Raw genomic sequence first — 25,306 nt, forward strand, 5'->3', positions numbered from 1 at the left:
GATAAACGAAAAGGTGGTGAGCGTCATGCACAAAAAAGCTGCGGTTTTTTCCAGTCGGTTGACCGGGATCATCAGCCTTTTCCTTACTTTCTATTTATGGAAAGTTGCAGGAATCACCGGTCTGATCGGCGGACTGGTCAGTGCCGGCTGTTGGTTTGCTTGGAGTTGGTTTCTCCAAAAGAAGTAAATCTTTGTTCTCTCGAATACTTACCCATTATAACGTAAGAGCCTGCAAAATGGTTTGTCATTTTTAAAAAATATTACAGCAATATTACACGAATCTTATGCTCATTCTACATAATATCACGTGTTGATGAAACCCCCAGTCACTGGAATCATGGCACCGGTGATAAAATCGGAATCGGGATGGACCAAAAAACGGACCACACGTGCCACATCCTCCCCGGTGCCCGGCCTTCCGACCGGGGTGCGTTGGTCTTCCTTCCCCCTCGCTTCGCAAATAGGTGCTTCTTTATAAGGATCGCGAATATCCCCGGGCAGAATCATATTGACGGTAATTTGATGGGCCGCTTCCTCACGGGCCAGCGTTTGCGTCAACACCGCCAATCCCGTTTTTGCGGCGGCATAGGGCCCGTAACCGGTCCAGCCGAACACTTTATCCGCTTCCGGATACCCGAAGGTAATGATCCGCCCTCCTCCCTGCCTGCGCATCATCGGAATCACTTCCCGCACCAGATAAAAAACGCCGGATAAATTGCCGTCGATCATGTCACGCCAATGTTCATCCGTAAAATCGATCACGGGCGTTTTCTTGAAAATAAACGGTCCGGCTGTGCAGACAAGGGCATCGATTCTTCCCAAATCTTCACGGACCTTACCGACCATGCGCCGGATATCCTCTTTGTTGCTGATATCGCCTTGGAGAATGATCGCTTCTCCTCCATTTTTTTCGATCTCTGTTTTCAATTTTTGCGCCGCACTCCGACTTTGTCGATAATTGATCACAATCCGGTAACCATCCTCAGCCAGCCCTTTGGCCACCATCACGCCCAGGCCTTTGGGGCCACCGACAACCCAGGCTACCGGCTTTTCTTTTTGCGCCATGAATCATTCATCTCCTTATTCAAAACATTTTTATGTCCGGTCATTTGGAAATTATGATAGCATCCCCGGTCACCCCGGTCGCAAATTTTGTCTCTTATTATAATACATGGCTGTAATACATGGCGTTTTGAGTCCCCTCCGAAAATTGCCCGTTTCTCCCGGCCGGAAAACCGGTTCATACAAAAAAGACAGCAGGCAACAATTGGATACATTGCCCGCTGTCTTGCGCGGTTTGTTTTAAAACATTCCCTGCTGACGCCGCCAAAATTCTCCGGATGCCAGCTTACAGACGCGGCCACCACCCGTCCGCTCACGGATGCCCGATGTAAACCGACCGGATGATGGTGCGTGCAAAAGGCGTTCCGTCGGCTTTGGTTCCCTGAAGATCGATGGTGACATTGTAGGTGCCCGGCTCTTTCAACCCGATACGGTCAGTCAGATCCGGTACATTTTTCCGGATTTGTCCGACGGTGATGTTTTCGGTATGCATTTTCTCCCCCCGCGGGGAAATCACTTGGATGGATGCTTGCAGTTGTTTCAAATCCGGGTTTTTCCAATTCATCTGTAAAGGGATACGGCCGGAAGCGGCTTTGGCCGGAAGGGCGAACGAAAGGGTATCTGTTCCGGAATAGGTGGTGATCAAGAGATAAGCATCGGTTTGCGGACTGTTCATTTGCATCGTCCAGTTTCCGCTTTCCACCTGGTTTCCTTTCAAATGAAACATCTGCACGGTCGCCCCTTGAAAGAAGGTTTCATCCGTTGCTTGGGAAAATACGCTGCTGGTTTCGGTGTAAACTTTACCCGATGGCGAGGTCAACCGGACTTCCACTTCAGGGGATTTGGTAAGCACGGTAAAAAGGATTTCTTGCGAACCGGCATCCACCGGAATCGTTTCTTCCGCTTGCGTTCCTGCCGTCAACGGCCCCCCTCTGACAAAATGGTCGGCGCTTTCTTCCTTCATCCGGGGAACATCCGCCCGGGTTTGCACCACCTGACCGGAGCGAAGCACGGAATCGATTTCCGCAAAGGCGACGGTTCCGGTCCGGATGGCATCATGATCCACATCCTTGGTAAACAGATGGTTTCCGTAAGGAAGTTCGGTACTCCAGACATTCACCAACCCGTCATTGTCTCCATGGGAAGACAAGTAGAACCCGCCAAACCACAAGGCCGACAAACCGGGTCCCCAATTGGTGCCCGCGGCGGTGTAATAAACGTTTTTATTTGCATCGGGATGACTGTCGGTTTGTTCGCGATACTTTGCCATTTCGCCCGTTTGCAAGGAATAAGTCGCATCCGACCGCTGTCCCAGCAACTCTGCCAGCCACCCGGCCCAGGAACTGTGTGCCAAATCCGCCAGATGCGAACCGTGATGCGGGGAGCCCAAGGTGACCACTTTGGAAACATACGGATACGCGCCATAATGAATCAAGGCCGCCTGCGTGTCGGGACCGCCTTTGCTGTGAGCGACAATATTCACCTTTTGTCCGAAATGATCATAAATTTCCTTCAACATCCGGGCCAGCAATTCCCCGTTATCCCACTGGCTGGACGGCTTTCCGCCGGCATCATACAATTGGACAAAAGCGGTCCGGTAACCGTGGTTGTATGCGGTTTCATACATGTCATTCAACCCGTGGTAATTGGTCTCACTCCACCAGTTTTGAGCTTTTCCGTTCATTCCTTGGACAAAGACGACGGGAAGCTTGTTCGGGTCGGCATTTGGCGGGGTGGCTCCCAAAAACCAGGTTCCGGGGGTGGTGTCTTCAGAAGGAGGGGGCAACTGATTGCTGATCACATTTCCCATCGGTTGGGGAGGGGGAATTTCCTCACTTTCGGCCCCGACCCATCCGGCGGGCAAAAACATGCTGAAGGCCAACAACAGACAAAGCAGAAAACACCAAGGCCGGCGCAACACAATCTCCTCCTTTTTTATTATACAGAAGATTGCGACATTTATTTTCTGAAACCGTTGCCTTTCCAAGAGAACATGAGATCTTGCAAACCATTTTTCAATATTGATTATATCGTATTCTATAAAATTCCACAAATAAAATTTTGAATATTTGAAAATTTAACAAGATGCAGACCCGGCTTGGTCCCTGCCAAGTCTGCATGCTTCAACACACTCCGGCTTTCAATGTTTCGAGCAGTTGCCGGATATCCTCCGGAAGCGGGGACTCCCATTCTTTCCATTCATGCCACCGGGGATGAAGCAAACGGAGGTAAGAAGCGTGCAAGGCTTGCCGCCCGATCAGATGTTGGTCATCCCCGGTCCCGTACAAGGGATCGCCAATGATGGGATGCCCGATGGATGCCAAATGAATCCGGATCTGATGCGTGCGGCCGGTTTCCAACCACAAACGCAACAAGGTGGCTTCCCGGAAGCGCTTGACGACCTGAAAGTGGGTGACGGCCCGGACGCCTTCCTCAGAAACGACGCGTCCCCCTTTTTCCTCCGGCAATATTTGAATGGGCTTGTCGATGGTGCCGCTGTCAGTTTCCACCTGCCCGTGGACAACGGCATGATAGCTTCGTTCATAATGTTTTTTTTCCATTTGGGCCGCCAAAAAAGCATGCGTGTATGCATGTTTGGCCACCACCATCAGTCCGGATGTGTCGCGGTCCAGCCGGGTCACCGGCCGGAACTTTCTTCGTTCCCCTCTTTGTTCCCAATGGTAAATCAACCCGTTGGCCAAAGTGCCTTCCTTATAGCCGCGCGTGGGGTGGACCACCAGACCGGGCGGCTTGTCAATCACGATCAAATCTTCATCTTCTTCGACAATGTCAAAAGGAACGGGTTGGGGGAGCACGGTTTCCGATTCCTCTTCCATATAGCGGATTTCAATCCGGTCCCCTTCTGTGACCCGGCTCGTAAAATACCGCTCTTCGCCGTTGACCGTGACCAACCGGTTCCTTTTCAGGCGGGTCATCATTCTTTTGGAAAAACGGTACTTGTTGCGGAGAATTTGTTTCAGCATTTTCCCGTCTTCTTCTCCGGAAACGACATGGGTGAATTGAATCTGGTTCTTCATGAAACACCTCAAAAAGACATGATGATTCCAAACGTTTCTAGTATAGCACGGGTAAAATCCACGAGAAAGAATCCCTTTTGTAAATAATTGTAATCATATATAATAGACAATGATTTCATCCATTCGTTATAATGATGCCAAAACCACAAAAAATACCTGCAAAGGGGAGCCGGAGATTGGCCGGCTGAGAAAGTGTACCGATACACTGACCCTCACAACCTGATCCGGATTATGCCGGCGTAGGGATTGCGCATGGTTTCAGACAAGAACAAGCATCCCTTCATCAGGGGTGCTTTTTTGTGTCTTCCCCTTTGCATGCAACCAGGAAGGAGTAAAAAACATGAAACAACGTCTGGTGCTCACGGCACTTTTCACCTTGTTCGCCTTGTTACTTTCGGCATGTTCCGGAACCGGGGTCCCTTCCAAACAAACGGTCAAAATCGTGCTCGACTGGACCCCGAACACCAATCACACCGGACTGTACGTGGCAAAAGTAAAGGGCTATTTCAAAGAACAAGGGCTTGATGTTCAAATCATCCAACCCGGCAACAACGGCGCAGAGCAAATGGTCGCTTCCGGGCAGGCCGATTTTGGCGTCAGTTTTCAAGAAAACGTCACCCATGCCCGGACCCAAGGGATTCCGATCGTTTCCATCGCGGCCGTGTTGCAACATAACACTTCCGGCTTTGCCTCTCTCCGTGACAAACAGATTCAACGACCGAAAGATTTTGAAGGCAAAGTCTACGGCGGCTTCGGTTCGCCGGTTGAAAAACAGATGCTGACTTCTTTGATGGAAAAAGATCAGGCCGATGCAAACAAAGTCAAAATCATCAACACCGGAAACGTCGACTTTTTCCAAGCGTCCAAACAAAACATCGACTTTATGTGGATTTATTACGGATGGACCGGCATTGAAGCCGAATTGCGCGGCGAAAAGCTGAACATGGTCTACCTGAAAGATTATGACCGTGCTCTGGACTACTACACCCCGGTTCTCATCACCAGCGAAAAACAAATCAGCCAAAACAAAGAAACCGTTCAATCCTTTATGAAAGCCGTCAGCAAAGGTTACCAGTTTGCCATGGACCATCCTGATCAATCGGCTGACATTCTGATCCGGGAAGTGCCGGAATTAAATCCCGAACTGGTGAAAAAAAGCCAGGCGTGGATCAGCCCCCGTTATAAGGATGATGCCAAAGTTTGGGGATGGCAAAAAGAAGAAGTCTGGGCAGGCTATGCCAAATGGCTGAGCGATCATCACCTTTTGGAAGGTAAATTCGTACCAAAAGAAGCCTTTACCAATGAATTTTTGCCGGAAGGAGGAAACTGAATTGGCCCAAGCACTGGTCAGCCTTCAAATCCTGCCGCGAACCCCCCGCGGGGAAAATGTGATTCCTTATGTGGACCGGGCGATTGAACTGATCGATCAATCCGGAATCCGTTACCGCGTCGGCCCTCTGGAAACCACCATGGAAGGGGAATTACCCGAACTACTGAAAATCGTTGAGAAAGTCCATGAAGAAATGGTGAAAATGGGTTGCGGCAGCGTCCTGGCCCAAGTGAAAATTTTGTACCAGCCGGACGGTATTTCGATAAGCGAGTTGACGAAAAAATATGATGAACATCGTTAAACGGTGCATGCCTGTCTGTTTCGTTCTTTTTCTGTTGTTCTTATGGGAAATGTCGGTTTCCCTGTTTCACATTGAACCTTGGGTGCTTCCGTCCCCTTCGGCAATCGGCAAAGAATTTCTCACATCGGCCCGGCAATTGCCCGCTCCCGTTTGGGCAACTGCGAGCATTGCCATCAGCGGCCTTTTCGCCGGGACAGTCATCGGCATTTTGACCGCCGGCGTGCTTCATTTATTTTCAACCCTGCGCCGGATGGTTTATCCGCTGATCATCTTGTCGCAAAATATCCCGATGATTGCGTTGGCGCCATTGCTTGTGATGTGGTTCGGGTTTGGCGTCTTTCCAAAAATTCTGGTGGTTGCCTTGATCTGTTTCTTCCCTGTCACCGTCTCGCTGTTGGGCGGATTGGCTGAAACGGATCGCACCCTTCTGACCTATTTGAAAATGGCCGGCGCTTCCCGGATGCAAATTTTTTTCAAATGTGAATGCCCGTCGGCTTTGCCGGCCTTTTTTTCCGGTTTGAAATTATCGGCCACCTACAGCGTGATGGGAGCGGTCATCGCCGAATGGCTGGGAGCGGAAAACGGGATCGGGGTGATGATGCAGCTGGCTTCGTCCACTTTCCGCACCGACCGTGTCTTTGTGACCATTTTGTTGGTCGCCGGATTAAGCCTTTTCTTTTTCGCTTTGATCACGCTCTTTGAACGGGCGGTAACGGTGTGCAAAGGGAATCAAAGGAGGGCTTCCCGATGACTTTGGAAGTGAAAAACATCACGTTTTCTTATGGCAACGGACCGGTCATCGCCGGCCTTTCCTTACGGGTCGAAGAACAGGAATTCGTTTCCTTGATCGGGCCGTCCGGGAGCGGAAAAAGCACCTTGTTCCATCTGATCGGAGGCTTGGAAAAACCGGCGGAAGGTGAAATCACTTGGAACGGGCAGTCCATCGTCGGCAAACGCGGCAACTTCGCTTACATGCCGCAACAGCCGTCCCTCTTCCCGTGGCGGACCGTGTCGGAAAACATCGCTCTTCCCGGTGAATTGAACCATCAAAAAATGAAACCGGAGCAAATCCGCCGGTATTTGGAAAACGCGGGCTTGAGCGGGGCGGAATCGCTGTATCCCCATGAACTGAGCGGGGGAATGCAACAACGGGTGGCATTTTTGCGCACCTTGGCCAGCGGAAAGGACTGGCTGCTTTTGGACGAACCTTTCGGCGCATTGGATGCCCTGACGCGAACCCACATGCAAAAATGGCTTGATGCTTTGTTGAAAAAAGAACGGCGCACCGTCCTTTTCATCACACACAGCATTGAAGAGGCGTTGCTCCTTTCTGATCGTATCTATGTTTTGACGAAACGCCCGATGCAGGTGTATCAAGAGTTGAAGGTCCCATTCCCCAGGGAAAACCGTTTTTCCCTCCGGGGAGATAAAACATGGGAATCCCTCCGGAAACAGCTGGAAGACTGGTTGTTGCCGGATGCGTCGGGAACGGATTAAATAAACGACGGGGAACGGCATGCGCGTCCGTTCCCTGTTTTTTGTCAATAAACAATGCCCGTGCGGCGGTGCGTTTTGTCCAACAAGGAAGAAGGAGGATCAAAATAACGCGAATCATATCTTTTTTGAAACGTTCCCTCTTTCGTTATGTACCCGGAACCCCATGTCGGATCCATCACCAGCCAGCGCCCGTTTACCCGGACTTCCACCCAGGCATGGCGTTGGCCCCCCGCTTTTCCTTCCACAAAACGGGCCGGCAAACCGGCAGCTCTTAAAAGCGCAATCGTCAAAAACACATAATCCTGGCAAATGCCTTTTTTTGTGCGCAACGACTTGATCGCGCTGTCCGACCATTGGAATTCATTTTTCCGATACTTTTCCATGTCGTACATCATGTTTTTGGCAACATAATCATAGATGGCCTTTGCCTTTTCCCTCGGTGTGGAAGCTCCGTTCACCAGTTGCCTGGACCGGTTTTGAATCTCCGCACTGTCGGATTCGATGCCCCTGGACGGAAGCAAATACCGGAGATCCTGCTTTGCCGAACTGTTCACCTCAAACCGGGCCACTTTAAAAAAACGGAAATAATCCCGTTTCTCCGTTGTGATTTCCGGAACATACAGGTTCACCTCATATTTTCCGGGGCCAAACCGGAGCCATATCCGGTCATCAAAGCGGAAATCATTCACCGGCAGAAAATAGGTTGCCTCTTCTCCCTCTTTTTTGGTTTTGACAATCAGATGGGTGGTCTCTTTTGCATAAGGTGCCGTCGCATCAATCCGTCCGGCAATGCGGTAGGACAAACCGGCCGTATCGCCGCTGGCCACCGGCGTTTCCAATTGGATGCCCCTTTGGGCATAAAGTTCGGTATAGGCAACCGGTTCACGCTCGATGTTTTTCGTGTGATCAACATACAGCGTGGCTCCTTCCCGAAACAACCCCCATTTTTCCCGGTCGGGAACCAACACCTTCAGCTGATGCACCCCCTGCCCGAACAGCAAAGGGATTCGCTCCTCAAACTTCCCGTTGGTCACCCGGATGACCCGTTCCCAGGAATGATTTCCTTTTTTCAATTGCACCAGCAGTTTTTTCACGGATTTTTTGACCTCTCCGCGGATCCGGACGTCCTCATCCGACCTGACATACCCTGACAGCGGGGAAGAGAGCTTCAGTCCCGCTTCCCGGGCTTGCATGCTGTATGCCACATCCCGTGCCAACGTGTCGGAAGCATTGCGGACGGTAAAAGCCGCCATCAAATAAAAGTATTCTTTTTCTTCCCGGTCCGGAAGCCGGAGATAAACGCGATAATCCCCTTTCCCCTGAAACAGCCGGAGATTTTTCCTGAACCGCCCGTTTTCCACGGGAATGTATTCATCGTGTGTTTTGGGCAATCCCGGTTTGGGCTTTCCCTGATACTCGATGTGCACCCACAGGTACGGAACTGCCAAGTTTTCTGTCTTCCCGATGCTTCCGGAAACCGTAAAAACGGATTCGGCCTGCACCAGTTCCCATTGAGGCTGATCCAGTTTGGCATTCAGTTTTTGGGCATAATCCTCCAACCGGATTTTTTCTCCGCCTTGAACTTCCAAACCCGGATTGGCCTGTTTGCTGAACACCAGTTTTTCCGATCCCCGGCTCCATGTCCGGTCCCATGCCTCTTTTTCCTGATATGCGGCCACTCCGAGCAGACAAGCCGTCAACAACGCACAACCTGCCGAAAACCACTTCCAACTCATACCTTCTCCGGCCTTTCACAATTTTTTCCTTTGCTATTCCATTTTCTTTTGCATTGTGAAAAACCCTTCTTTTTCGCCGCCGGTTTAAACCAAAAAAAGCAAAAAGGCCGGGGTCTTTGAGACCCCGACCTTTTTTATACCCGCACTTCTTCCGGCAAATGGCTCAACAACGTTTCTTCATCCCAAATCGTCACATCCAATTTTTTCGCTTTGTCCAGTTTGGAGCCCGCTTTTTCGCCGGCGACCAACAAATCGGTCTTCTTGCTGACGCTTCCCGTGACATTGGCCCCCAACGATTCGAGCAGTTCCGTGGCTTCTTTGCGGGACATCCTCTGCAATGTTCCCGTGATGACGACCGTCTTTCCGGCCAGCGGTGATGCGGCAACGACTTTTTCTCCATCCGCCCCCGGCCCTTTGTACTCCATATTCACGCCGGCTTCTTTCAAACGGCTGATCGTTTCCCGGACTTCGGGTTTTTCCATGTAGGTGACCACACTGTCGGCCATTTTCGGTCCGATCTCATCCAAGGCGAGCAAATCTTCCACACCCGCCTCCATCAGGGCATCCATGTGCTTGAAGTGTTGCGCCAGAATTTTGGCCCCTTTGGCTCCGACAAAGCGGATCCCCAGTCCGAACAACAACCGTTCCAGCGAATTCTTTTTGCTTTCTTCAATCGCGTCCAACAAGTTTTGGACCGATTTTTCCCCCATTCTCTCCAGCTGTAACAAATCTTCTTTTTTCAGGTAATAAAGATCCGCCACGCTTCGCACCAAGCCGTGATTAAACAGCTGGGTCACCACTTTTTCACCCAGCCCTTCGATATTCATCGCACCCCGCGAAACGAAATGAATGATGCCTTCCCGCGTCTGCGCCGGGCATTTGGGATTGATGCAGCGAAGCGCCACTTCGCCTTCAAGGCGGACCAACCCGCTGTCACACTCCGGACAGCGTTCCGGCATGGAAAACGCCTTTTCTTCACCGGTGCGTTTTTCGGTGAGAACGCCCACCACTTCCGGAATAATGTCTCCTGCTTTTTTCACCACCACATAATCATGGATCCGGATATCTTTTTCCCGGATCAAATCTTCGTTATGCAAAGAAGCCCGTTGGACGGTGGTTCCGGCCAGGCTGACCGGTTCCAACACGGCCGTCGGGGTCACCACCCCGGTCCGGCCGACATTCAACGTAATGTCCAAAAGGCGGGTGACGGCTTCTTCTGCCGGGAATTTATAGGCAATGGCCCAACGGGGGCTTTTGGCGGTGGTCCCCATCTGTTGTCTTAACGCAAGGTCATCAACTTTGATCACAATGCCGTCAATCTCGTAAGGAAGATCCGGGCGGTTCTTTCCCCACTTTTCGATGAAAGCCAGCATTTCCTCCACGGACTCCACCGTCTGCCGGGCCGGATTCACCTTAAAGCCCAACGCTTCCAAAAATTGAAGCCCTTCGGTGTGGGTTTGGACGGTATGGCCTTCCAACCGTTCGATCTCATAAACAAACAAATCCAGCGTCCTCCGGGCCGCCAATCTGGGATCCAGCTGGCGAAGCGAACCGGCTGCCGCATTGCGCGGGTTGGCAAACAAAGGTTCCCCGTTTTCGGCCCGTTCCCGGTTCAAACGTTCAAAAGCCCGCCGTGGCATGTACGCTTCCCCGCGAACTTCGATGGAAAGTGGTTCGTTGATGCGCAAAGGCAGGGACCGGATCGTTTTTAAGTTTTGCGTGATATCTTCCCCGGTGATGCCATCTCCCCGGGTGGATCCCAAGACAAAACGGCCGTCTTCATATTGGACGGAAACCGCCAACCCGTCGATTTTCAACTCGCAAACATAACGAACATTTTGGCGGTCGGCCACTTTTCTCACACGCTCGTCAAAGTCACGCAAATCCTGCTCGTCAAAAGCGTTCCCCAAACTGAGCATCGGAGTGGTGTGCTCGACTTTTTCAAAATAAGGAAGCGGTTCTCCGCCAACCCGCTGGGTGGGGGAATCCGGGGTTTTCAGTTCGGGAAATTCCTCTTCCAATGCCATGAGCTCGCGCATCAACCGGTCATACTCGGCATCGGAAATGGCCGGATCATCCAAAACATAATACCGGTGGTTATGTTCATTGATTTCATCATGCAATTCCAGCACGCGTTTCTTTGCCTCTTCCAGCTTCAATCCAACTTCATCCTCCTGTTCATCATTCTTTCGTGATGGGAGCATATTTGGCCAATAATTTTTTCACCCCGACCGGAGCGGGAAATGCGATGTTCAACTCCATGTCTTCGCCTTCCCCCTGCACTTTGACGACCGTGCCGACCCCCCATTTTTTGTGGACGGCTTTGTCCCCGACCTGCCAGTTGCGTTCCGGGTTGGGTACCGGCCGTGAAACTTTCCGGAAGCCCCGGCTTGGCGTTGGCGCTTCCTTTTTCTGTCCGGCTTCTTCAAACAACTCTGCCGGAATTTCGCTTAAAAACCGGGAAGGCAGATTGGAACTGGTTTGTCCAAAAATCGTCCGCGTCCGGGCCCGTGTCAAGTGAAGCACTTTCTCCGCACGGGTCAACCCCACATACGCCAGCCGCCTTTCTTCTTCCATTTCCGACTCGTCATCCAGTGAACGCATGTGCGGGAAAATCCCTTCTTCCAGGCCGACCAAAAAGACATGTGGAAACTCAAGCCCTTTGGCGCTGTGCAATGTCATCAACGCCACGGATTCGGCGTTTTTTTCCTCCTCTTCATCCAGCTGGTCCACATCCGAAATCAAAGCCAAATCCGTCAAAAAGCTGATCAATGTTTTGTCTTCATTTCTTTTCTCGAACTCTTGGGCGACCGATAAAAATTCATCAATGTTTTCCAGCCGGCTCGCCGCTTCGATGGTCTTCTCTTTTTTCAATTCTTCCCTGTAGCCGCTTCGTTGCAACACTTCTTCCGTCATTTCCACGGCCGACAGATATTCGATCATGGCATGAAGCTCGCGCACAAATCCGACAAAGGTTTCCAACGGCTTCAGGGTCCGTTTGGACAGTCCGATATGCTCCATCTCCAACAGCGCTTCAAACATGGAGATGCCGTTTTGGGCTGCGTAATTTTGGATTTTCTCCAACGAAGCCGCTCCGACACCGCGACGGGGCACATTGATGATGCGGGAAAGGCTCAGATCATCGTGTGGATTGACAATCAGCCGCAAATACGCCAACAAATCTTTAATCTCTTTCCGTTCGTAGAACTTGATGCCGCCAACCACGGTGTAAGGAATGTTGGATTTCATCATCACTTCCTCGATCACCCGTGATTGTGCATTGGTCCGGTACAACACGGCGTAATCAGAATACCGTTTTCCTTCTTTGATGCCGTTTGAAATGGTTTCGGCAATATAGAAGGCTTCTTCCTGCTCGGTACCGGCTTCAAACAATTGAATCTTGCTTCCTTCCTCATTGGCCGTCCACAATTCTTTGGGTTTCCGTTCGGTATTGTGGGCAATGAGATGATTGGCGGCTTGGAGGATGTTTTTGGTGGAACGGTAATTCTGCTCCAGCTTGATTTGCACCGCATCCGGATAATCCTGTTCAAAATGGAGAATGTTCCTTATATCCGCTCCCCGGAAGCGGTAAATCGACTGGTCCGAATCGCCGACCACACAAATATTCCGGTGATGTTCCGCCAGCATTTGAACCAGCACATATTGGGCATGGTTGGTATCTTGATACTCATCCACGTGAATGTACTTGAATTTTCGCTGGTAATACCCTTTCACCTCGGGTCGCGACTGAAAAAGCCGGACGGTTTCCAGCAACAAATCGTCAAAATCCAGGGATTGATTGGCCCGCAATTTTTCTTGGTATTTTTCATAAACATCCGCCGCCACCTGTTCGAAAAAGTTGCGCGCCCCCTGCTTCATTTCTGCCGGTCCGGCCAATTGGTTCTTCGCATGGCTGATTTGATTCAAAAGGGAACGCGGCTCAAACTTTTTAGGATCCAGATTTTCTTCCTTTAAAACTTGTTTAATCACGCTCAATTGGTCTGAGGTGTCCAGAATCGTGAAGTTGCGCGACATTCCCAGCTGGTCAATATCCCGCCGCAAAATGCGCACGCACATCGCATGGAAGGTGGAGATCCAAATCTCTTCCGCCCGGGGTCCCACCAAAGAGACAATGCGTTCTTTCATTTCGCGCGCCGCTTTGTTGGTAAAGGTAATCGCCAAAATATTCCAGGGGTGAACCTGTTTTTCACTGAGAAGATAAGCCACGCGGTGTGTCAAAACCCGGGTTTTCCCGCTTCCGGCCCCGGCCACGATCAGAACGGGGCCTTCGGTGGTTTCCACTGCCTTTTTCTGCATCGGGTTCAAGCCCTCAAGCAACGTCTCCGTCGACAACTGGTTAAGCATCAGCTCACCCTTTCTCCTGCAACTTTGTTTCTTTGACCCATGTCACGGTTTGAACCGCTTTTTCCACATTGGTGTAAACCACATTGCCCACGACCACGGTATCGGCCCACCGGGCCATGGTCTTCGCCTGCTCTTCATTGGTGATGCCTCCCCCGTAAAACAATCGGGTTCGCTTTAATCGCCGGCGGATGGCCCGCACCTTTTTTTCCTCGCCAAAGGTTCCGCTGTATTCGACATAAAGCACCGGCCACCGGAACAGATTTTCCACCAAATCGGCATAGCCGGCCGCTTCTTCTTCGGTCAGACCGGCTTTGGCCTGTGTCAAGCGGCTCACCTTGGCCTCGGGATTTAAAATCACATATCCGAGCAAAAGAACCTGCTCCCAGGGAATGCTGCTCCCGTAACGCCGGATGGCCTCCAGGTGCGCCCCATGAATCCACTTAACTTGATCGGTGTTTAACACCGATGGAATGAGATAACCGTCAAATCCGGGTACAATCGCCTTCATCGTCGAAATTTCCTGCACACAAGGCACTTGATATTTCTGTATCCGTTCAAGCAATTGCCATGTGTTTTCAAACGTGATTCCATCCGTTCCCCCAACAATAATCGCATCGGTTCCGGATTGGCAAATCTTTTCCAGTGCCAGATCTGAAAGCCGCCGGTTGGGGTCCAATTTAAAGACATGTCTCCATTTCTTCGCTTTTTTTATCATGATTTTCCCCCCGCCCGAAACCTACAATCCCTATTATACACTGCAAAGAAAATGAAAAGAAAACAAAGGCTGTGATCCGTACAGGAAAACACAGCCTTTCCGCAAAAAACCATCCGTTTTATCGTTTTTCAGGGGATTTTTCTTCCTTCGCTTCTTTTAAACGTTCCAAGGCGAGCAAATAACCGTCGGTACCATAGTGGAGACAGCGTTTGACACGGGATATCGTTGCCGTGCTGGCGCCCGTTTCGGTTTCAATCTGGTTATAAGTGCAACCATCTTCGAGCATCCGCGCCACTTCCAACCGTTGCGCCAGTGACTTGATCTCCCCGACAGTACATAAATCTTCAAAAAACCGGTAACACTCGTCAATGGTTTCAAGTTGCAAGATCGCCTGAAAAAGTTGATCCACTTCTTTTTTGTTCAGTTTATTGAGTTGCATTCATCATTCCTCCCCCAGGTAGAAGGAAGTCCTTTCGCCCTTTAAAGTTATGCCTCTGATAAGTATAGCAGAAAATGAGAGGTTATTGGAGAAGAACCTCCCCGGTCTCCGGCAAAACATTGACCCATGTTTTCCCGGGCAGCAACGTGCATTCTTTTCCGTCCCGGTAAGGAACGATCCATCCGTCCCGGTATTTCCATTCAATCGGGACCGCCTTCCCCTGCTGCAGCAAATAACCTTTCCCCTGCCCGGTGATATCCACCGACCGGTGTCCCACATAATCCAACACCTTGTGTTTGGCAAAAATCACGAGCACATTTTGCATGGTAATCGGTTCCCCGGTTTCCCGGTCGGTTTGCATCTCGCCTTCGGTATAGCGGACATATTGTTGCTTGGCCGGATCATATTGATACCCGGCTTCGTACAATTTATGGTAAATGAGACGGACCTTCCCGGCGGCCTTTCCCCCGCGGGTGACCGCTTGACCGGAAAACTGGTAAGCCGGTTTTCCGCTGTAATCGGGATAATCCCGTTGCTTTGCAACCCGGCTCAAATCTTCCAACCGGGCATACAGGTTATGTGGCGGTTTGCGAAAATCGACGCGGAAAAAATATTTTTCGTCTTGATGGACCCCGTCGATCGCCGGCTTTTTCTCTTCACGGATCCGGTTCAACGCGGACGGGGAACCGCCGGCATGCGCCACCACCGCCCCGGTTCCGTCCGCCAGGTCCAGATAATAATCCCGGACACTCCGGACCGGACCGATCACCCCGTTCAACCGGTTGTAATAAAAAGCCGCGAACCGGGTGATCTCTCCTTCTGCCAAAATCTCCACCACCACATCGGCCCATTGCAATCCGGATTGCGGACGGGCCGCGGGATGGTTGTTGATCATGACCATGATCACGGGTTTGGGTTCCTCTTTCACAACGGGGGTGCCGGTGATGGGGCTCATCAAACTTTCCGGCTTTTCCGGCCGGGTGACGGGGGCGGAATCAGGCTGACAGGCAACCAGCAGGACAATAAGCAAAAGACTCACAATTACGAAATTTCTTTTCACCAAATCCCTCCACTTGAAATCGATATTGAATTCTTCGTTTTCAAACGGCTTCATCCCTTCCTGTTCAGAAAACCCGCTGACAGGGTATGCAACAAAGCAAAGTATGGCAATGGGCAAACAGCCAGGCCTCCGCCCGTAAAAATGAAAACCGCTGTTTAAAATCCGGCTGCACCTCAGGTTGCAAACCATTCAATCACATGGGAACGAAACCGCTCGGCGGAAGGGGATAACGGATTGTCTTTTAACCAGGTCAATCCGATCTTCCGGTAACATCTTGGATTCCGGACAGAAATCTTTTTGATCTTGGACTCGCTGATGCCCTGGTATTCGGGAATCAACGTCACGCCCAATCCGGCAGAAACCAGCCCGGCCAATGTTGACACATCTTCGCCTTCAAACTTCATGACCGGGGTGAACCCGGCTTTCCGGCAAAAATGGTTGATCCGTTCCCTCATCTCCAATCCTTCCCGGAAACCGACAAAGCTTTCGCCGCCAATCTCCTTCAGATCCACGAAATCTCTTGCAGCCAGCCGGTGGTTCGCCGGAACATACAAAAACAATTCCTGTTCCATCAACGGGTGCCACTCAATGCCAGGCGGAAACGCGTACGAACTGATCAGGCACAAATCAACCTCCCTGGCCTTCAACAGCTCCACACTTCTTAAAATGGTGCTTTGGATCAGTTGAATTTCCACCCGGGGATATTTCCGGTTAAAGCTGTGGATCAACTCCGGCAAAACCGTGACGCCCAATGTGCGGAGAAAGGCCACCGAAACCTTCCCGGTATCCGGGTTTTTCAATTGTTCCATCTCCTGAACCCCGACGGAGATTTCATTGAGCGCATTTTCCACCCGTTTCAAAAAAACCCGGCCGAAGGCATTCAACTTGACAGAACGGCCGACCCGGTCAAACAGCGGTACCCCCAACTCTTCTTCCAGTTTGGCCATGGAACGGCTGAGAGCCGGTTGGGAAATGCCCAGCCGGTTTGCCGCTTTCCGGAAGTGCTCGGTTTTGGCTACTTGACAAAAGTATTCCAGCTGCTGCCATTCCATTCTGCAACAACCTCTTTCTCTTTGTTGATAGCAAAAAATTATCATTTAAATAAATATAATGCAATAGACACATCACCCTGCCGGAAGTACACTAAAAAACAAAGCAACAGCTACACATTGAGGAGAGGTGCTTCATGAAACATGTTGAATCCGGCAGCAGTGAATATTACCGGATATTTGTTTGCATGCTGTTGGGGAGCATGGTGACTTTTGCCCAGCTGTATTATCCGCAAACATTGATCAATACGTTTGCATCCCAAATGGGCATCTCCCCGTCTCTTGCCAGTTTGTCAATTTCTCTGGCCACCTTTTCGCTGGCCATCGGAATGTTGATTCTCACGGTTTTTTCCAATGCCTGGGGCCGGAAAAAAATCATGGGAGTGTCTTTGTTGTTGGCATCCTTGGCGGGAATCGCCACGTCATTCACTTCTGATTTCAAAGCCCTGGTTTTTTTGCGGGTTTTCCAGGGACTGGCGATGAGCGGGTTTCCATCCGTTGCCATCACTTATCTGAATGAAGAAATCTCGCCGAAACACATCGGGCGCATCATGGGGATTTATGTGAGCGGCAATGCCATTGGCGGTTTCTTCGGGAGAATATGGGTCAGTGTTTTTGCCGACTTTTATTCCTGGCACGCAGGCGCCCTTGCGCTGGGGATTTTCAGTTTTTTGTGCAGCGCGCTGTTTTTCGTATTGCTTCCCGAATCCAAACATTTCAAAAAAGAACAACTTTCTTTTCCCAACTGGATTTCGGGCATGATCGGCGGAATGAAAAACAAAAATCTGTTGTGCATTTACGCTATGGCCTTTTTGCTGCTCGGCGCCTACATCACATTGTTTAACTACATCGCTTTTCCTTTGTCCAATCCTCCGTTCCAATTGAGCCAAACGGCGATTGGCTTTTTATTTATTTTTCAACTTTCCGGGTCGTGGAGTTCGTATTTCTTTGGGAAACTGACGGAAAACCACTCGCGCTCCTCCCTCTTGATCAGCGGGGTGGTCATGGCATTGGCCGGCGCCTTGTTAACCTGCACCGGAAATCTCTTTTTGTTGATGGCCGGCTTGATCTTGTTTGCAGCCGGTTTTTTCGCCGGACACAGCCTGGCCAGCGGATGGGTCGGGGTGATCGCAGAACCCCCGATCAAAGTGTACGCTTCTTCTTTGTACCTGTTGTTTTATTACACCGGCTCCAGCCTTTTGGGATGGATCGGAGGGTTCTTTTTGACCCACTTTGGTTGGTACGGGGTGATTCTCATGGTCTCCGTCCTCTTGATCGCAACCATATTGCTGACCCTTGCGTTAACCCGGGCGATTCGTCTTTCGCACAAGGAAAATTCCATCCGCCTCACATCCGGTTGAAAACGGAAAAACAGGAACCTGCGCAGGTTCCTGTTTTTAATGCAAAAACCGGAGCAAGACGGGAATCAAAACGGAAGTCAACATGGCACACAGGGTCATGGCCACCAAACTGGCGGTTCCTTCCTTTTCCCCGGTCTCCAGCGCTTTGGACGTTCCAATCGCATGGGAAGCACTGCCCAATCCGATGCCTTTGCCCAGGTAATGGGTGATCTTACACCATTTCATCAAATACGGACCCGACACCGCCCCGACCAGTCCGGCCACAATCACAAACAAGGCGGCCAGAGAGGGGATGCCTCCCGAAAGTCCGGCCAAGTCCATGGCCACCGGCGTGGTCACGGATTTTGGCAACAACGTGTAAAGAAGGCGGCGGTCCAACCCGAATGCCTCCGCCAAAAAGTATCCGCTCAACACAGCGGTGAAACAACCGGAAATCACACTGACCAGTATCGGAGCAAGATAACGTTTCACAATCCGTCGGTGGCGATACAGCGGAACCGCCATCGCCACCACCGCCGGACCCAGAAACCCGTCCAGCCACCGTCCGCCGGTCATATAGGCATCATAAGGAATATGGAATAAAAGCAAAAAGCTGATCAAAACCGCTGCCGAAGTCAAAAGCGGAAGCAAAAACGGCGACGGAAAGCGTTTATACAGAAGTTTCATCACGATGAACACCGCGAGCGTGACACCGACGGATATGCCCCCGCTGATCCATTCGTTCATCCACACCCTCCTTTCGCTTGGCAAGCCATTGTGCCAGCCATCCGGATAAACACATGACCAGCACGGTACTGATGACAACCACGGCCATGGCTTGCAACCCGTGTCGCCTCAAAAAACCGGCATATTCGATCACCCCGATGACAGAGGGCAGAAACAAAAGCGGCAACCAAGAGAGCAATACATCCGCCCCTGATTGCAGCCAATGGACCCGGACCAAACCGGTGGACAAACAGATGAACAAAAGAAACAATCCGATCATACTGCCCGGGATCGGGACATGGGACTTTTGTTGGATCCACACGCCTGTCTCATAAAAAAGGTAAATCCCGCCGATTTGCAAAACGGTTTTTAACATCTGCGCAAACATGGATGAACCCTTCTTTCTGTGTATTCACTTTTTTGGCGAGATTGTTATATAACAAAAGAACAACCTTCTATCTTTACTATCACACAAATAACCCGGACCCGCAATACGCTTCCCGTTCTTATTCCCCAAGGGCCCTTTCAGACGGTGACTTATTTCACTGTACTTTTTTTTCATCGTTGGTACAATAAAGAAAACCTCAAAATCAGGGGGAATTCGATGGCTTATCCAGTGGAAACACGCGGGGTGGAAGAACAACAACACCCGTTTTATGTGATTCGTTATGTCATTAAAAACGGAGACGAAGAACTTCTTGCCAGCGTTGCGCGTTATGTCCATACCAGACAAGGGGGAAGAGTGCAGTTTCTGGAGCCCGACTTGAGAAAAATCAGGAGCATGCCCGATCCCGTCAAGCAAATGTCGGAAGTGGAAAGAGTCATCAAAAATGAAGGAGCCCGTTTGGCCGAAGAAGCAAAAAACAAAAAATGACCGCTTCTTTTCCTTGCGAAAACGAGGTAAAATAAATACGTCCATCAACGAGGAGTGAATCCAATGACAGTCAAAGGCGAAATTTTGCTGGAAAACGGAGGAATCATCGAGATCGAATTTTTCCCGGATGAAGCTCCCATCACGGTCAATAACTTTCGCAAACTGGCCAATGAGGGCTTTTACAACGGGCTCAACTTTCACCGGGTGATTCCGGGATTTGTCAGCCAGGGAGGTTGCCCCAACGGGCTGGGAAACGGTGATGCCGGATACACCATTCCTTGCGAAACGGAAAACAATCCGCACCGCCATGTGGCCGGAGCCGTATCGATGGCGCATCGCGGGAAAGACACCGGATCTTGCCAATTTTTCATTGTCCATAAACCCCAGCCGCATTTGGACGGGGTGCACACCGTTTTCGGCATGGTGACCAAAGGGATGGAGCATGTGCTGAACATGCAGCCCGGAACGGTCATGACAGAAGTCAAAGTCTGGGAAGAATAAATAAAAAACTGCCGGCCTTTTATTCAAGGCCGGCAGTTTTTTTATGCCCCGCTCACGTTCACCGGATTCTTTCTTTCTTTTGGCACCGGTGAATCCGGGCGATTCCTTCCGTAATCGTTTCCGCGTATTGATCCAAAAACCGGGCGTCTGAAAGAAGATGATTTTCCCGCATGTGGGTGATAAACAACGAAGCAACCGTGATTGCAGGCATGTTCACCCCGCGCAATTCCTGGATTTTCCCTTCCGCCGTCTCTGTGTCATTTTTCTTTCCCAAGTCCATCACGCCGTATTTTCTTAAAAAACCCGTCAGCTGATTATGAAGCCAGCACTGGATTTTTCTCTCTTCCAATCCTGCAATCACGCTCACATAGGAGGCAAACCCGGACATGGTGGGATCGGGGGAAGCATTGGTATGGATGCTTAAAAATAAGTCCGCATTCTGACGGTTCGCCCACTCGATCCTTTCCCGGGCACTTACGTCGGTATCCACAGACCGGGTCATGGTCACGGACAACCCTTCATAATTTAACAACTTGCGGCGAACGCGAAAAGCAATTTCCAAGCAGACATCTTTTTCGGCCAGAGAATACCCCACCGATCCCAAATCCTCTCCCCCGTGTCCCGGGTCAAGGCACACCAGCATGATTCTCACCTCGCGTAAGTCAATGCTCCATGTTCATACTTTTTCCCCACATCGCTTCTTAAAAAACACGGATTCCCAAAAGGATATGAACAAAAACAAAACACCGGATGCGTTTCGGTGCCTCTTTTGCAATAAAAAACAAGGAGGGACCGGTCTTCTTCCGAACCCCTCCCGTGTTCCGGTTTTCAGTTACATCGGAATACGGTTTAAAAACTTTCCTTCACCACAACCTGATCCAAAGGCAAACGGGTCGTCGGCCGGGCCGGAGCCACCGCTTTGCCGATCGTGATCAGCATAACGGGCGCATAACGATCCGGAACCCGGAATTCCTCCACAAATTTTTCCCGGTTAAATCCTCCGATCGGACAAGTGTCATACCCTTTGGCCTTGGCTGCCAACATCAGCTGCATGGCGGCAAAACCGGCATTCAAAAACGCCTCATCCCGGGCGAACCGGTCATTTTGATAAGCTTTTTCCACTTGGCTGATCATTAAATCGTAAATGTCTTTACCAGCATCCTTATAGACGATTTTGGCGGTTTCATTCGCTTGCAGGTCTCCCAACACAGCCACGGTGGCTGCCGCTTCCACCACTTGCTCTTGATTGGATGCAATGGGCAGCAGTTTTTCCTTCATCTCTTTGGAGGTAATGACGAGAAAGCGCCAATGTTGCAAGTTCCAGGCAGAAGGAGCCCGGGTGGCAATCTCCAGAAGTTCATTCAATTCCTCTTCCGGAATGTTTGCATTCGGATCATATTTGCGAACCGTGGAACGCGCTTTCATCACTTCAATCGCATCCATGGTTTTTGTTGACATTCAATCACCCCGATTTATCTAAATAAAAATTAGACAGAAAAACATACTTTCATATTACTTAATATATCAAAAAATTATATGTCAAGATAATCAACTTGACAACCGACTGTTTCCATCCAAATCCCGGTCAACTCCCCAACCCATCCTATCATGTCCATCTGCTCCCTGATGGATGCAATGGCGGCAGATCTCTCCGTTCCTTTCGCCCTCCATTGCCCGGCAGATGGCCGATCATCCCTGCCATGGCACAACCGCCGGCATCGTGGCACATCGGATATCATTTGAAAAAACATCCCCGGCCAGCCGGTAAATGGCAGCCGGGGCCTAGAGGTTTTTAAACCATGTGAGTTTCTCCGGATTCCGCACCAGATAAAGTTTCTTCATTTTCCCTCCCTCCAGTTGAAACAAGGCGACAGTCATTTGTCCACCCGCACGGATCAACAGTCCGTCCTCTGCATTGATCCCGATCACCCTGTATTGCACACCCTGATATTTTCTCAACAATCCCAACAAGAACCGTGCCACCTTTTCGGCAGAAATGACCGGCCGGAAGGCAGCCGTCACTTTTCCGCCGCCGTCAGATGTTACAACGACATCTTCCGCCAAGAGGGAAAGGATTTTTTCTACATTTCCTCGACGCAATTCTTCAAGAAACTGTTCAATCCATACTCTTTGGTTTTGCCGGCGGCGAATCGCTTTCCCCGGATTTCCCACTTTCCTTCTCGCCCTGCTCAAAATTTTGCGACAATTCCCCTCGCTTTTCTCCACGATTTTTCCAATCGAGGCATAATCAAAAGACAATGCTTCCCGCAAAACAAAAACCGTTCTTTCAACAGGGGTCAACCGTTCCAACAACACCAACATCCCATAAGACAACATATCCTTTTTAAGTAACATGGCACCGGGATCTGCAACATATGTGGGGACCGGTTCCGGCAGCCAGGGACCGGTATATTGCTCCCGCCTTTTTTGGGCAGAACCCAGATAATCATAACAACGATTGACGATCATTTTACAAAGATAATTCTTGGGATCGTACAAGCGCTTGAGATCCAAACCGGTCAGTTTGACAAAGAGATCTTGCACCAGATCTTCCGCATCAGCCATCGAACCGGTCAATTGATATGCAATGGTGCAAAGCAAAGGTTTGTATTCTTCATAAAGTTGTTTTATTGTTTCCCCATATCCTTCTCCCCTCCTGTGCCCCCATTTCACTTTTATTTTACGTTACTTGCTTTCTTCCATGTCCATTTTCTGATGAACCTGCCGATTTTCCCCGCCAGGATCCAATCGATTCCGCAGTATTCAGCCCAGACCAAACCTTCTTTTTGACCTAAACTGATACAAAAAAAATTTCGGCATCTCCGATGAATCGGAGCAGGCTTTTTTTTCAAATCAGCTTCAATAACTTCTCCCAGTCGTTTTGCTTGCAGGATTCCTTCTTTGCAAGTCATCCCGTCTGCTTTTCCATTCTCCGGATCGATAACATGTGCACAATCCCCGATACTGTAGATGGCACTTTTCCCTGACACCCGATAAGAAGCATCCACTTTCACTTTTCCCTCCAAAGTAAGCGGCAGTTGACATTGGCGCAAAACCGGATGGGGCTCAAGCCCCAAGGTCCAAATGGTGAACCCGGCAGAAAGTTGCGTGCCATCGGAAAGTACCAGCTTTCCGTCTTTCTCATACAAAGCTTTGCGTTGATGGAGGACCGTAACACCTAAATTGTTCAGCTTGGCTTCCAATTTCCGGCCCAATTTCTTTGGTCCGTTCATCATCAACCTTTCTTCCGCATTGATCAAAAAAACCCGGACCAACGCGGGATCCATGCCCAACCGAACTGCTTCTGAACGCATGGCCTGTGCCAATTCCGCAGATGTCTCCACTCCACTGATTCCGGCACCTGCCACCGCAACAGAGAGCAATCGTTTTCGTTCGGCCGGGTCTTGCTCGTTTACCGCCTTTTGTAAATGCCGGCGCCACTTGGTTCGTATCTCTTCCGATGCGGATAAATCGTGCAATGAAATTCCGCCTTGTTCCGGATCCGGCCTTTTCACCACACTTCCCACGGTAATGACCAACAGATCATAGTCCAATGCTTGCTCCTTTTTCTCTGCATCACGAAAAAAGATCCCCTTTTCCTGGCTTTCGATGGCTACAAGCTCACCTTGAATGCGCTCCACCCTTTCCGGGAGAACCTCTTCCCAAGCCAAGGCAATCTTTTCAGCTCTGGCAGCCGGTTGAAATAACAGGACTTTCTGTACATAAAACGGCTTGGGATCAATCAAAATCAACCGGAAGGACTTGCCTGCTTTTCTCATCGCCTGACCGATCTCTTTTAAAGCATGAAGGCCCACATGCCCGCCCCCTGTCACGACACAAGTGATTTCCTTCATTCCGCCCATCCCCTTTTCCCTGTTTAATAATAAAACGAAACAGACGGTGTTTTTGTGACAGACTCCACCACGACTCAAGTTTGTTTCCCCAAACCGGTATAATGGAAAACGAATCCTGAAAAAGAAGGGTTGACCATGAAAAAAGTGATTGTCATCGGAGGCGGAATTTCAGGCGCCTCCGCCGCGTACCAATTGACCAAACTGAGTGCCGATGTGAAGGTTACGATCATCGACCGCAAAGATCCGGGACAAGCCACCGACGCCGCCGCCGGAATCATTTGTCCCTGGTTGTCACAGAGGCGGAACAAAGCCTGGTATCAACTGGCAAAAAAAGGGGCCCGTTTTTATTCGCAACTGATCGCCGGGTTGGAAAAAGACGGGGAAAAACAAACTGGTTACAAAAAAGTCGGCGCGCTACGCATTCATACGGATGCAAAAAGGCTCGCCAAAGTGGAAGAGCGGGCCGAAAAACGCCGGCAGGACGCACCGGAAATGGGCAAGCTCACCCCGTTGCCACCCCAAAAGACACGGGAACGGTTTCCTCCGCTTGCCAGCCATTTTTCGTCCCTGCATGTGGAAGGGGCGGCCCGCGTGGATGGCCGCGCCCTCCGCGACTCCCTGCTCCGTGCGTCACAAAAAAACGGTGCATCGTTCATCCGGGGAAGCGCCTCGCTCTTGCACCAGGGAAAAAAGGTGACCGGCGTCCGGGTAAATGACAAAGAGGTGATTCCGGCGGATATCGTGATTGTCTGCGCGGGAGCATGGGCAAAATCATTGCTTGCCCCGCTGGGAGTAAATTTTTTGGGCACTTTCCAAAAAGGGCAAATCGTCCATTTGCAATTGCCTGACACGCCCACCAACCATTGGTCGGTCATCATGCCGCCCAATGATCAGTACATGCTGACATTGGAGGATCACCGGATCATTGTCGGGGCAACCCACGAAAATGATTTGGATCACTTTGACACCCGGGTCACTGCCGGCGGCTTGTTCGAAGTGCTTCAAAAAGCGCTGGACGTCGCCCCCGGACTGGAACACAGCACCTTGCTGGAAACCAGAGTCGGCTTCCGGCCCTATACCCCCGGGTTCCTTCCTGTCATCGGCCCGCTTCCCGGATGGGACGGCATCCTGCTGGCCAATGGACTGGGAGCTTCGGGACTGACGATGGGGCCTTTTATCGGAAACCAACTGGCCAAACTGGCGTTGGGATTGGAATTGGACATCGATCTGTCCCTGTATGATGTCAAAGGAGCACTGGAACTTTGATTCCGGTGCTCCTGAACGACATCCGCCCCTTCATCCACAACCAATATTTTGATCCCCGCCAATTGTTTCATCATGCCGGGTCACCGCCTTTCTCTCCAAATCATTTCCATTATCCGGCCTGAAGCTGAAATTTCCCTTAAAAAAAACCGCGCT

25 protein-coding genes and 1 riboswitch are annotated in these 25,306 nt (G+C 50.6%); of the genes, 9 read left to right on the forward strand and 16 right to left on the reverse strand.

Translation table 11 applies throughout. The features are described from left to right. Nucleotides 1-25: 25 nt before the first annotated feature. Entirely contained in the window at nt 26-187 is a 162-nt protein-coding gene (locus I8U21_RS10480; protein ID WP_181731553.1) for a hypothetical protein, read from the forward strand. A 116-nt stretch (nt 188-303) separates the two neighbouring features. On the opposite strand, the gene I8U21_RS10485 is transcribed toward I8U21_RS10480, so the two are convergent. From I8U21_RS10485 to I8U21_RS10495, 3 genes are all read right to left on the reverse strand, one after another. Beyond that, nucleotides 304-1,065 (reverse strand): SDR family oxidoreductase, encoded by a 762-nt coding sequence (locus I8U21_RS10485; RefSeq protein WP_181731552.1) that lies wholly within the window; start codon nt 1,063-1,065, stop codon nt 304-306. A gap of 310 nt (nt 1,066-1,375) precedes the next feature. Next, nucleotides 1,376-2,980 (reverse strand): esterase/lipase family protein, encoded by a 1,605-nt coding sequence (locus I8U21_RS10490; RefSeq protein WP_198053865.1) that lies wholly within the window; start codon nt 2,978-2,980, stop codon nt 1,376-1,378. 205 nt (nt 2,981-3,185) lie between these two features. Further along, the gene (locus I8U21_RS10495; protein WP_198053866.1) at nt 3,186-4,100 is read right to left on the reverse strand and encodes an RluA family pseudouridine synthase; all 915 of its coding nucleotides are present in this window, start codon (nt 4,098-4,100) and stop codon (nt 3,186-3,188) included. A 152-nt stretch (nt 4,101-4,252) separates the two neighbouring features. Continuing rightward, nucleotides 4,253-4,363: riboswitch (TPP riboswitch) on the forward strand. A 77-nt stretch (nt 4,364-4,440) separates the two neighbouring features. On the opposite strand from I8U21_RS10495, the gene I8U21_RS10500 reads away from it, so the two are divergent. The 4 genes from I8U21_RS10500 to I8U21_RS10515 are packed head-to-tail and all read left to right on the forward strand — an operon-like array spanning nt 4,441 to nt 7,228. Further along, nucleotides 4,441-5,430 carry an ABC transporter substrate-binding protein gene (locus tag I8U21_RS10500; protein ID WP_198053867.1) on the forward strand — a complete coding sequence of 330 codons (990 nt, stop codon included), beginning with the start codon at nt 4,441-4,443 and terminating at the stop codon, nt 5,428-5,430. A 1-nt stretch (nt 5,431) separates the two neighbouring features. After that, on the forward strand, nt 5,432-5,731 hold the full coding sequence (locus tag I8U21_RS10505) for a thiamine-binding protein (RefSeq protein WP_181731548.1): 300 nt from the start codon (nt 5,432-5,434) through the stop codon (nt 5,729-5,731). Then, a complete protein-coding gene (locus I8U21_RS10510; protein ID WP_232333928.1) occupies nt 5,718-6,482 on the forward strand; it encodes an ABC transporter permease in 765 nt (254 codons plus the stop codon). Before I8U21_RS10505 ends, I8U21_RS10510 begins: the two co-directional genes overlap by 14 nt. Then, a complete protein-coding gene (locus I8U21_RS10515) occupies nt 6,479-7,228 on the forward strand; it encodes an ABC transporter ATP-binding protein (protein WP_198053868.1) in 750 nt (249 codons plus the stop codon). Before I8U21_RS10510 ends, I8U21_RS10515 begins: the two co-directional genes overlap by 4 nt. A gap of 44 nt (nt 7,229-7,272) precedes the next feature. On the opposite strand, the gene I8U21_RS10520 is transcribed toward I8U21_RS10515, so the two are convergent. From I8U21_RS10520 to I8U21_RS10550, 7 genes are all read right to left on the reverse strand, one after another. Further along, the gene (locus tag I8U21_RS10520) at nt 7,273-8,964 is read right to left on the reverse strand and encodes a transglutaminase domain-containing protein (RefSeq protein WP_198053869.1); all 1,692 of its coding nucleotides are present in this window, start codon (nt 8,962-8,964) and stop codon (nt 7,273-7,275) included. A 134-nt stretch (nt 8,965-9,098) separates the two neighbouring features. Then, complete coding sequence (ligA, locus tag I8U21_RS10525; RefSeq protein ID WP_232337620.1) at nt 9,099-11,123, reverse strand: NAD-dependent DNA ligase LigA; 2,025 nt, start codon at nt 11,121-11,123, stop codon at nt 9,099-9,101. A gap of 22 nt (nt 11,124-11,145) precedes the next feature. Beyond that, the gene (gene pcrA, locus I8U21_RS10530) at nt 11,146-13,329 is read right to left on the reverse strand and encodes a DNA helicase PcrA (protein ID WP_198053871.1); all 2,184 of its coding nucleotides are present in this window, start codon (nt 13,327-13,329) and stop codon (nt 11,146-11,148) included. Between the two features lie 4 nt (nt 13,330-13,333). Then, nucleotides 13,334-14,044, reverse strand: a complete 711-nt coding sequence (pcrB, locus tag I8U21_RS10535) for a heptaprenylglyceryl phosphate synthase (protein WP_198053872.1) — start codon at nt 14,042-14,044, stop codon at nt 13,334-13,336. A gap of 118 nt (nt 14,045-14,162) precedes the next feature. Continuing rightward, on the reverse strand, nt 14,163-14,483 hold the full coding sequence (locus I8U21_RS10540; protein ID WP_181731541.1) for a YerC/YecD family TrpR-related protein: 321 nt from the start codon (nt 14,481-14,483) through the stop codon (nt 14,163-14,165). Nucleotides 14,484-14,565: 82 nt separating this feature from the next. After that, entirely contained in the window at nt 14,566-15,660 is a 1,095-nt protein-coding gene (locus I8U21_RS10545; RefSeq protein WP_198053873.1) for a DUF3048 domain-containing protein, read from the reverse strand. A 56-nt stretch (nt 15,661-15,716) separates the two neighbouring features. Next, a complete protein-coding gene (locus tag I8U21_RS10550; RefSeq protein WP_198053874.1) occupies nt 15,717-16,595 on the reverse strand; it encodes a LysR family transcriptional regulator in 879 nt (292 codons plus the stop codon). Nucleotides 16,596-16,729: 134 nt separating this feature from the next. Here I8U21_RS10550 and I8U21_RS10555 point away from each other — a divergent pair, with 134 nt between their 5' ends. Beyond that, nucleotides 16,730-17,953 carry an MFS transporter gene (locus I8U21_RS10555; RefSeq protein ID WP_232337621.1) on the forward strand — a complete coding sequence of 408 codons (1,224 nt, stop codon included), beginning with the start codon at nt 16,730-16,732 and terminating at the stop codon, nt 17,951-17,953. Between the two features lie 36 nt (nt 17,954-17,989). Here the strand turns inward: I8U21_RS10555 and I8U21_RS10560 are convergent, their stop codons facing one another. Continuing rightward, nucleotides 17,990-18,679, reverse strand: coding sequence for an LrgB family protein (locus I8U21_RS10560; protein WP_198053875.1), 690 nt, complete (start codon nt 18,677-18,679; stop codon nt 17,990-17,992). Next, on the reverse strand, nt 18,603-19,046 hold the full coding sequence (locus I8U21_RS10565; protein WP_198053876.1) for a CidA/LrgA family holin-like protein: 444 nt from the start codon (nt 19,044-19,046) through the stop codon (nt 18,603-18,605). Before I8U21_RS10565 ends, I8U21_RS10560 begins: the two co-directional genes overlap by 77 nt. Nucleotides 19,047-19,262: 216 nt before the next feature. Here I8U21_RS10565 and I8U21_RS10570 point away from each other — a divergent pair, with 216 nt between their 5' ends. Beyond that, the gene (locus I8U21_RS10570) at nt 19,263-19,532 is read left to right on the forward strand and encodes a hypothetical protein (protein WP_198053877.1); all 270 of its coding nucleotides are present in this window, start codon (nt 19,263-19,265) and stop codon (nt 19,530-19,532) included. A gap of 63 nt (nt 19,533-19,595) precedes the next feature. Beyond that, nucleotides 19,596-20,033, forward strand: coding sequence for a peptidylprolyl isomerase (locus I8U21_RS10575; protein ID WP_198053878.1), 438 nt, complete (start codon nt 19,596-19,598; stop codon nt 20,031-20,033). 58 nt (nt 20,034-20,091) lie between these two features. On the opposite strand, the gene I8U21_RS10580 is transcribed toward I8U21_RS10575, so the two are convergent. The 4 genes from I8U21_RS10580 to I8U21_RS10595 all read right to left on the reverse strand — a co-directional run bounded on the left by I8U21_RS10580 (nt 20,092) and on the right by I8U21_RS10595 (nt 23,887). Next, the gene (locus I8U21_RS10580) at nt 20,092-20,676 is read right to left on the reverse strand and encodes an N-acetylmuramoyl-L-alanine amidase family protein (RefSeq protein WP_198053879.1); all 585 of its coding nucleotides are present in this window, start codon (nt 20,674-20,676) and stop codon (nt 20,092-20,094) included. A gap of 206 nt (nt 20,677-20,882) precedes the next feature. Next, nucleotides 20,883-21,491, reverse strand: a complete 609-nt coding sequence (locus I8U21_RS10585; RefSeq protein ID WP_198053880.1) for a nitroreductase family protein — start codon at nt 21,489-21,491, stop codon at nt 20,883-20,885. Nucleotides 21,492-21,815: 324 nt separating this feature from the next. Continuing rightward, entirely contained in the window at nt 21,816-22,706 is an 891-nt protein-coding gene (gene sigJ, locus I8U21_RS10590; protein ID WP_370527071.1) for an RNA polymerase sigma factor SigJ, read from the reverse strand. A 2-nt stretch (nt 22,707-22,708) separates the two neighbouring features. After that, entirely contained in the window at nt 22,709-23,887 is a 1,179-nt protein-coding gene (locus I8U21_RS10595; RefSeq protein WP_198053881.1) for an NAD(P)/FAD-dependent oxidoreductase, read from the reverse strand. Between the two features lie 135 nt (nt 23,888-24,022). Here I8U21_RS10595 and I8U21_RS10600 point away from each other — a divergent pair, with 135 nt between their 5' ends. Then, entirely contained in the window at nt 24,023-25,153 is a 1,131-nt protein-coding gene (locus tag I8U21_RS10600; RefSeq protein ID WP_198053882.1) for an NAD(P)/FAD-dependent oxidoreductase, read from the forward strand. The last annotated feature ends 153 nt before the right edge of the window (nt 25,154-25,306 follow it).

The sequence above is a fragment of the Thermoactinomyces sp. CICC 23799 genome (assembly GCF_016055145.1).
GTDB lineage: Bacteria > Bacillota > Bacilli > Thermoactinomycetales > Thermoactinomycetaceae > Thermoactinomyces > Thermoactinomyces intermedius.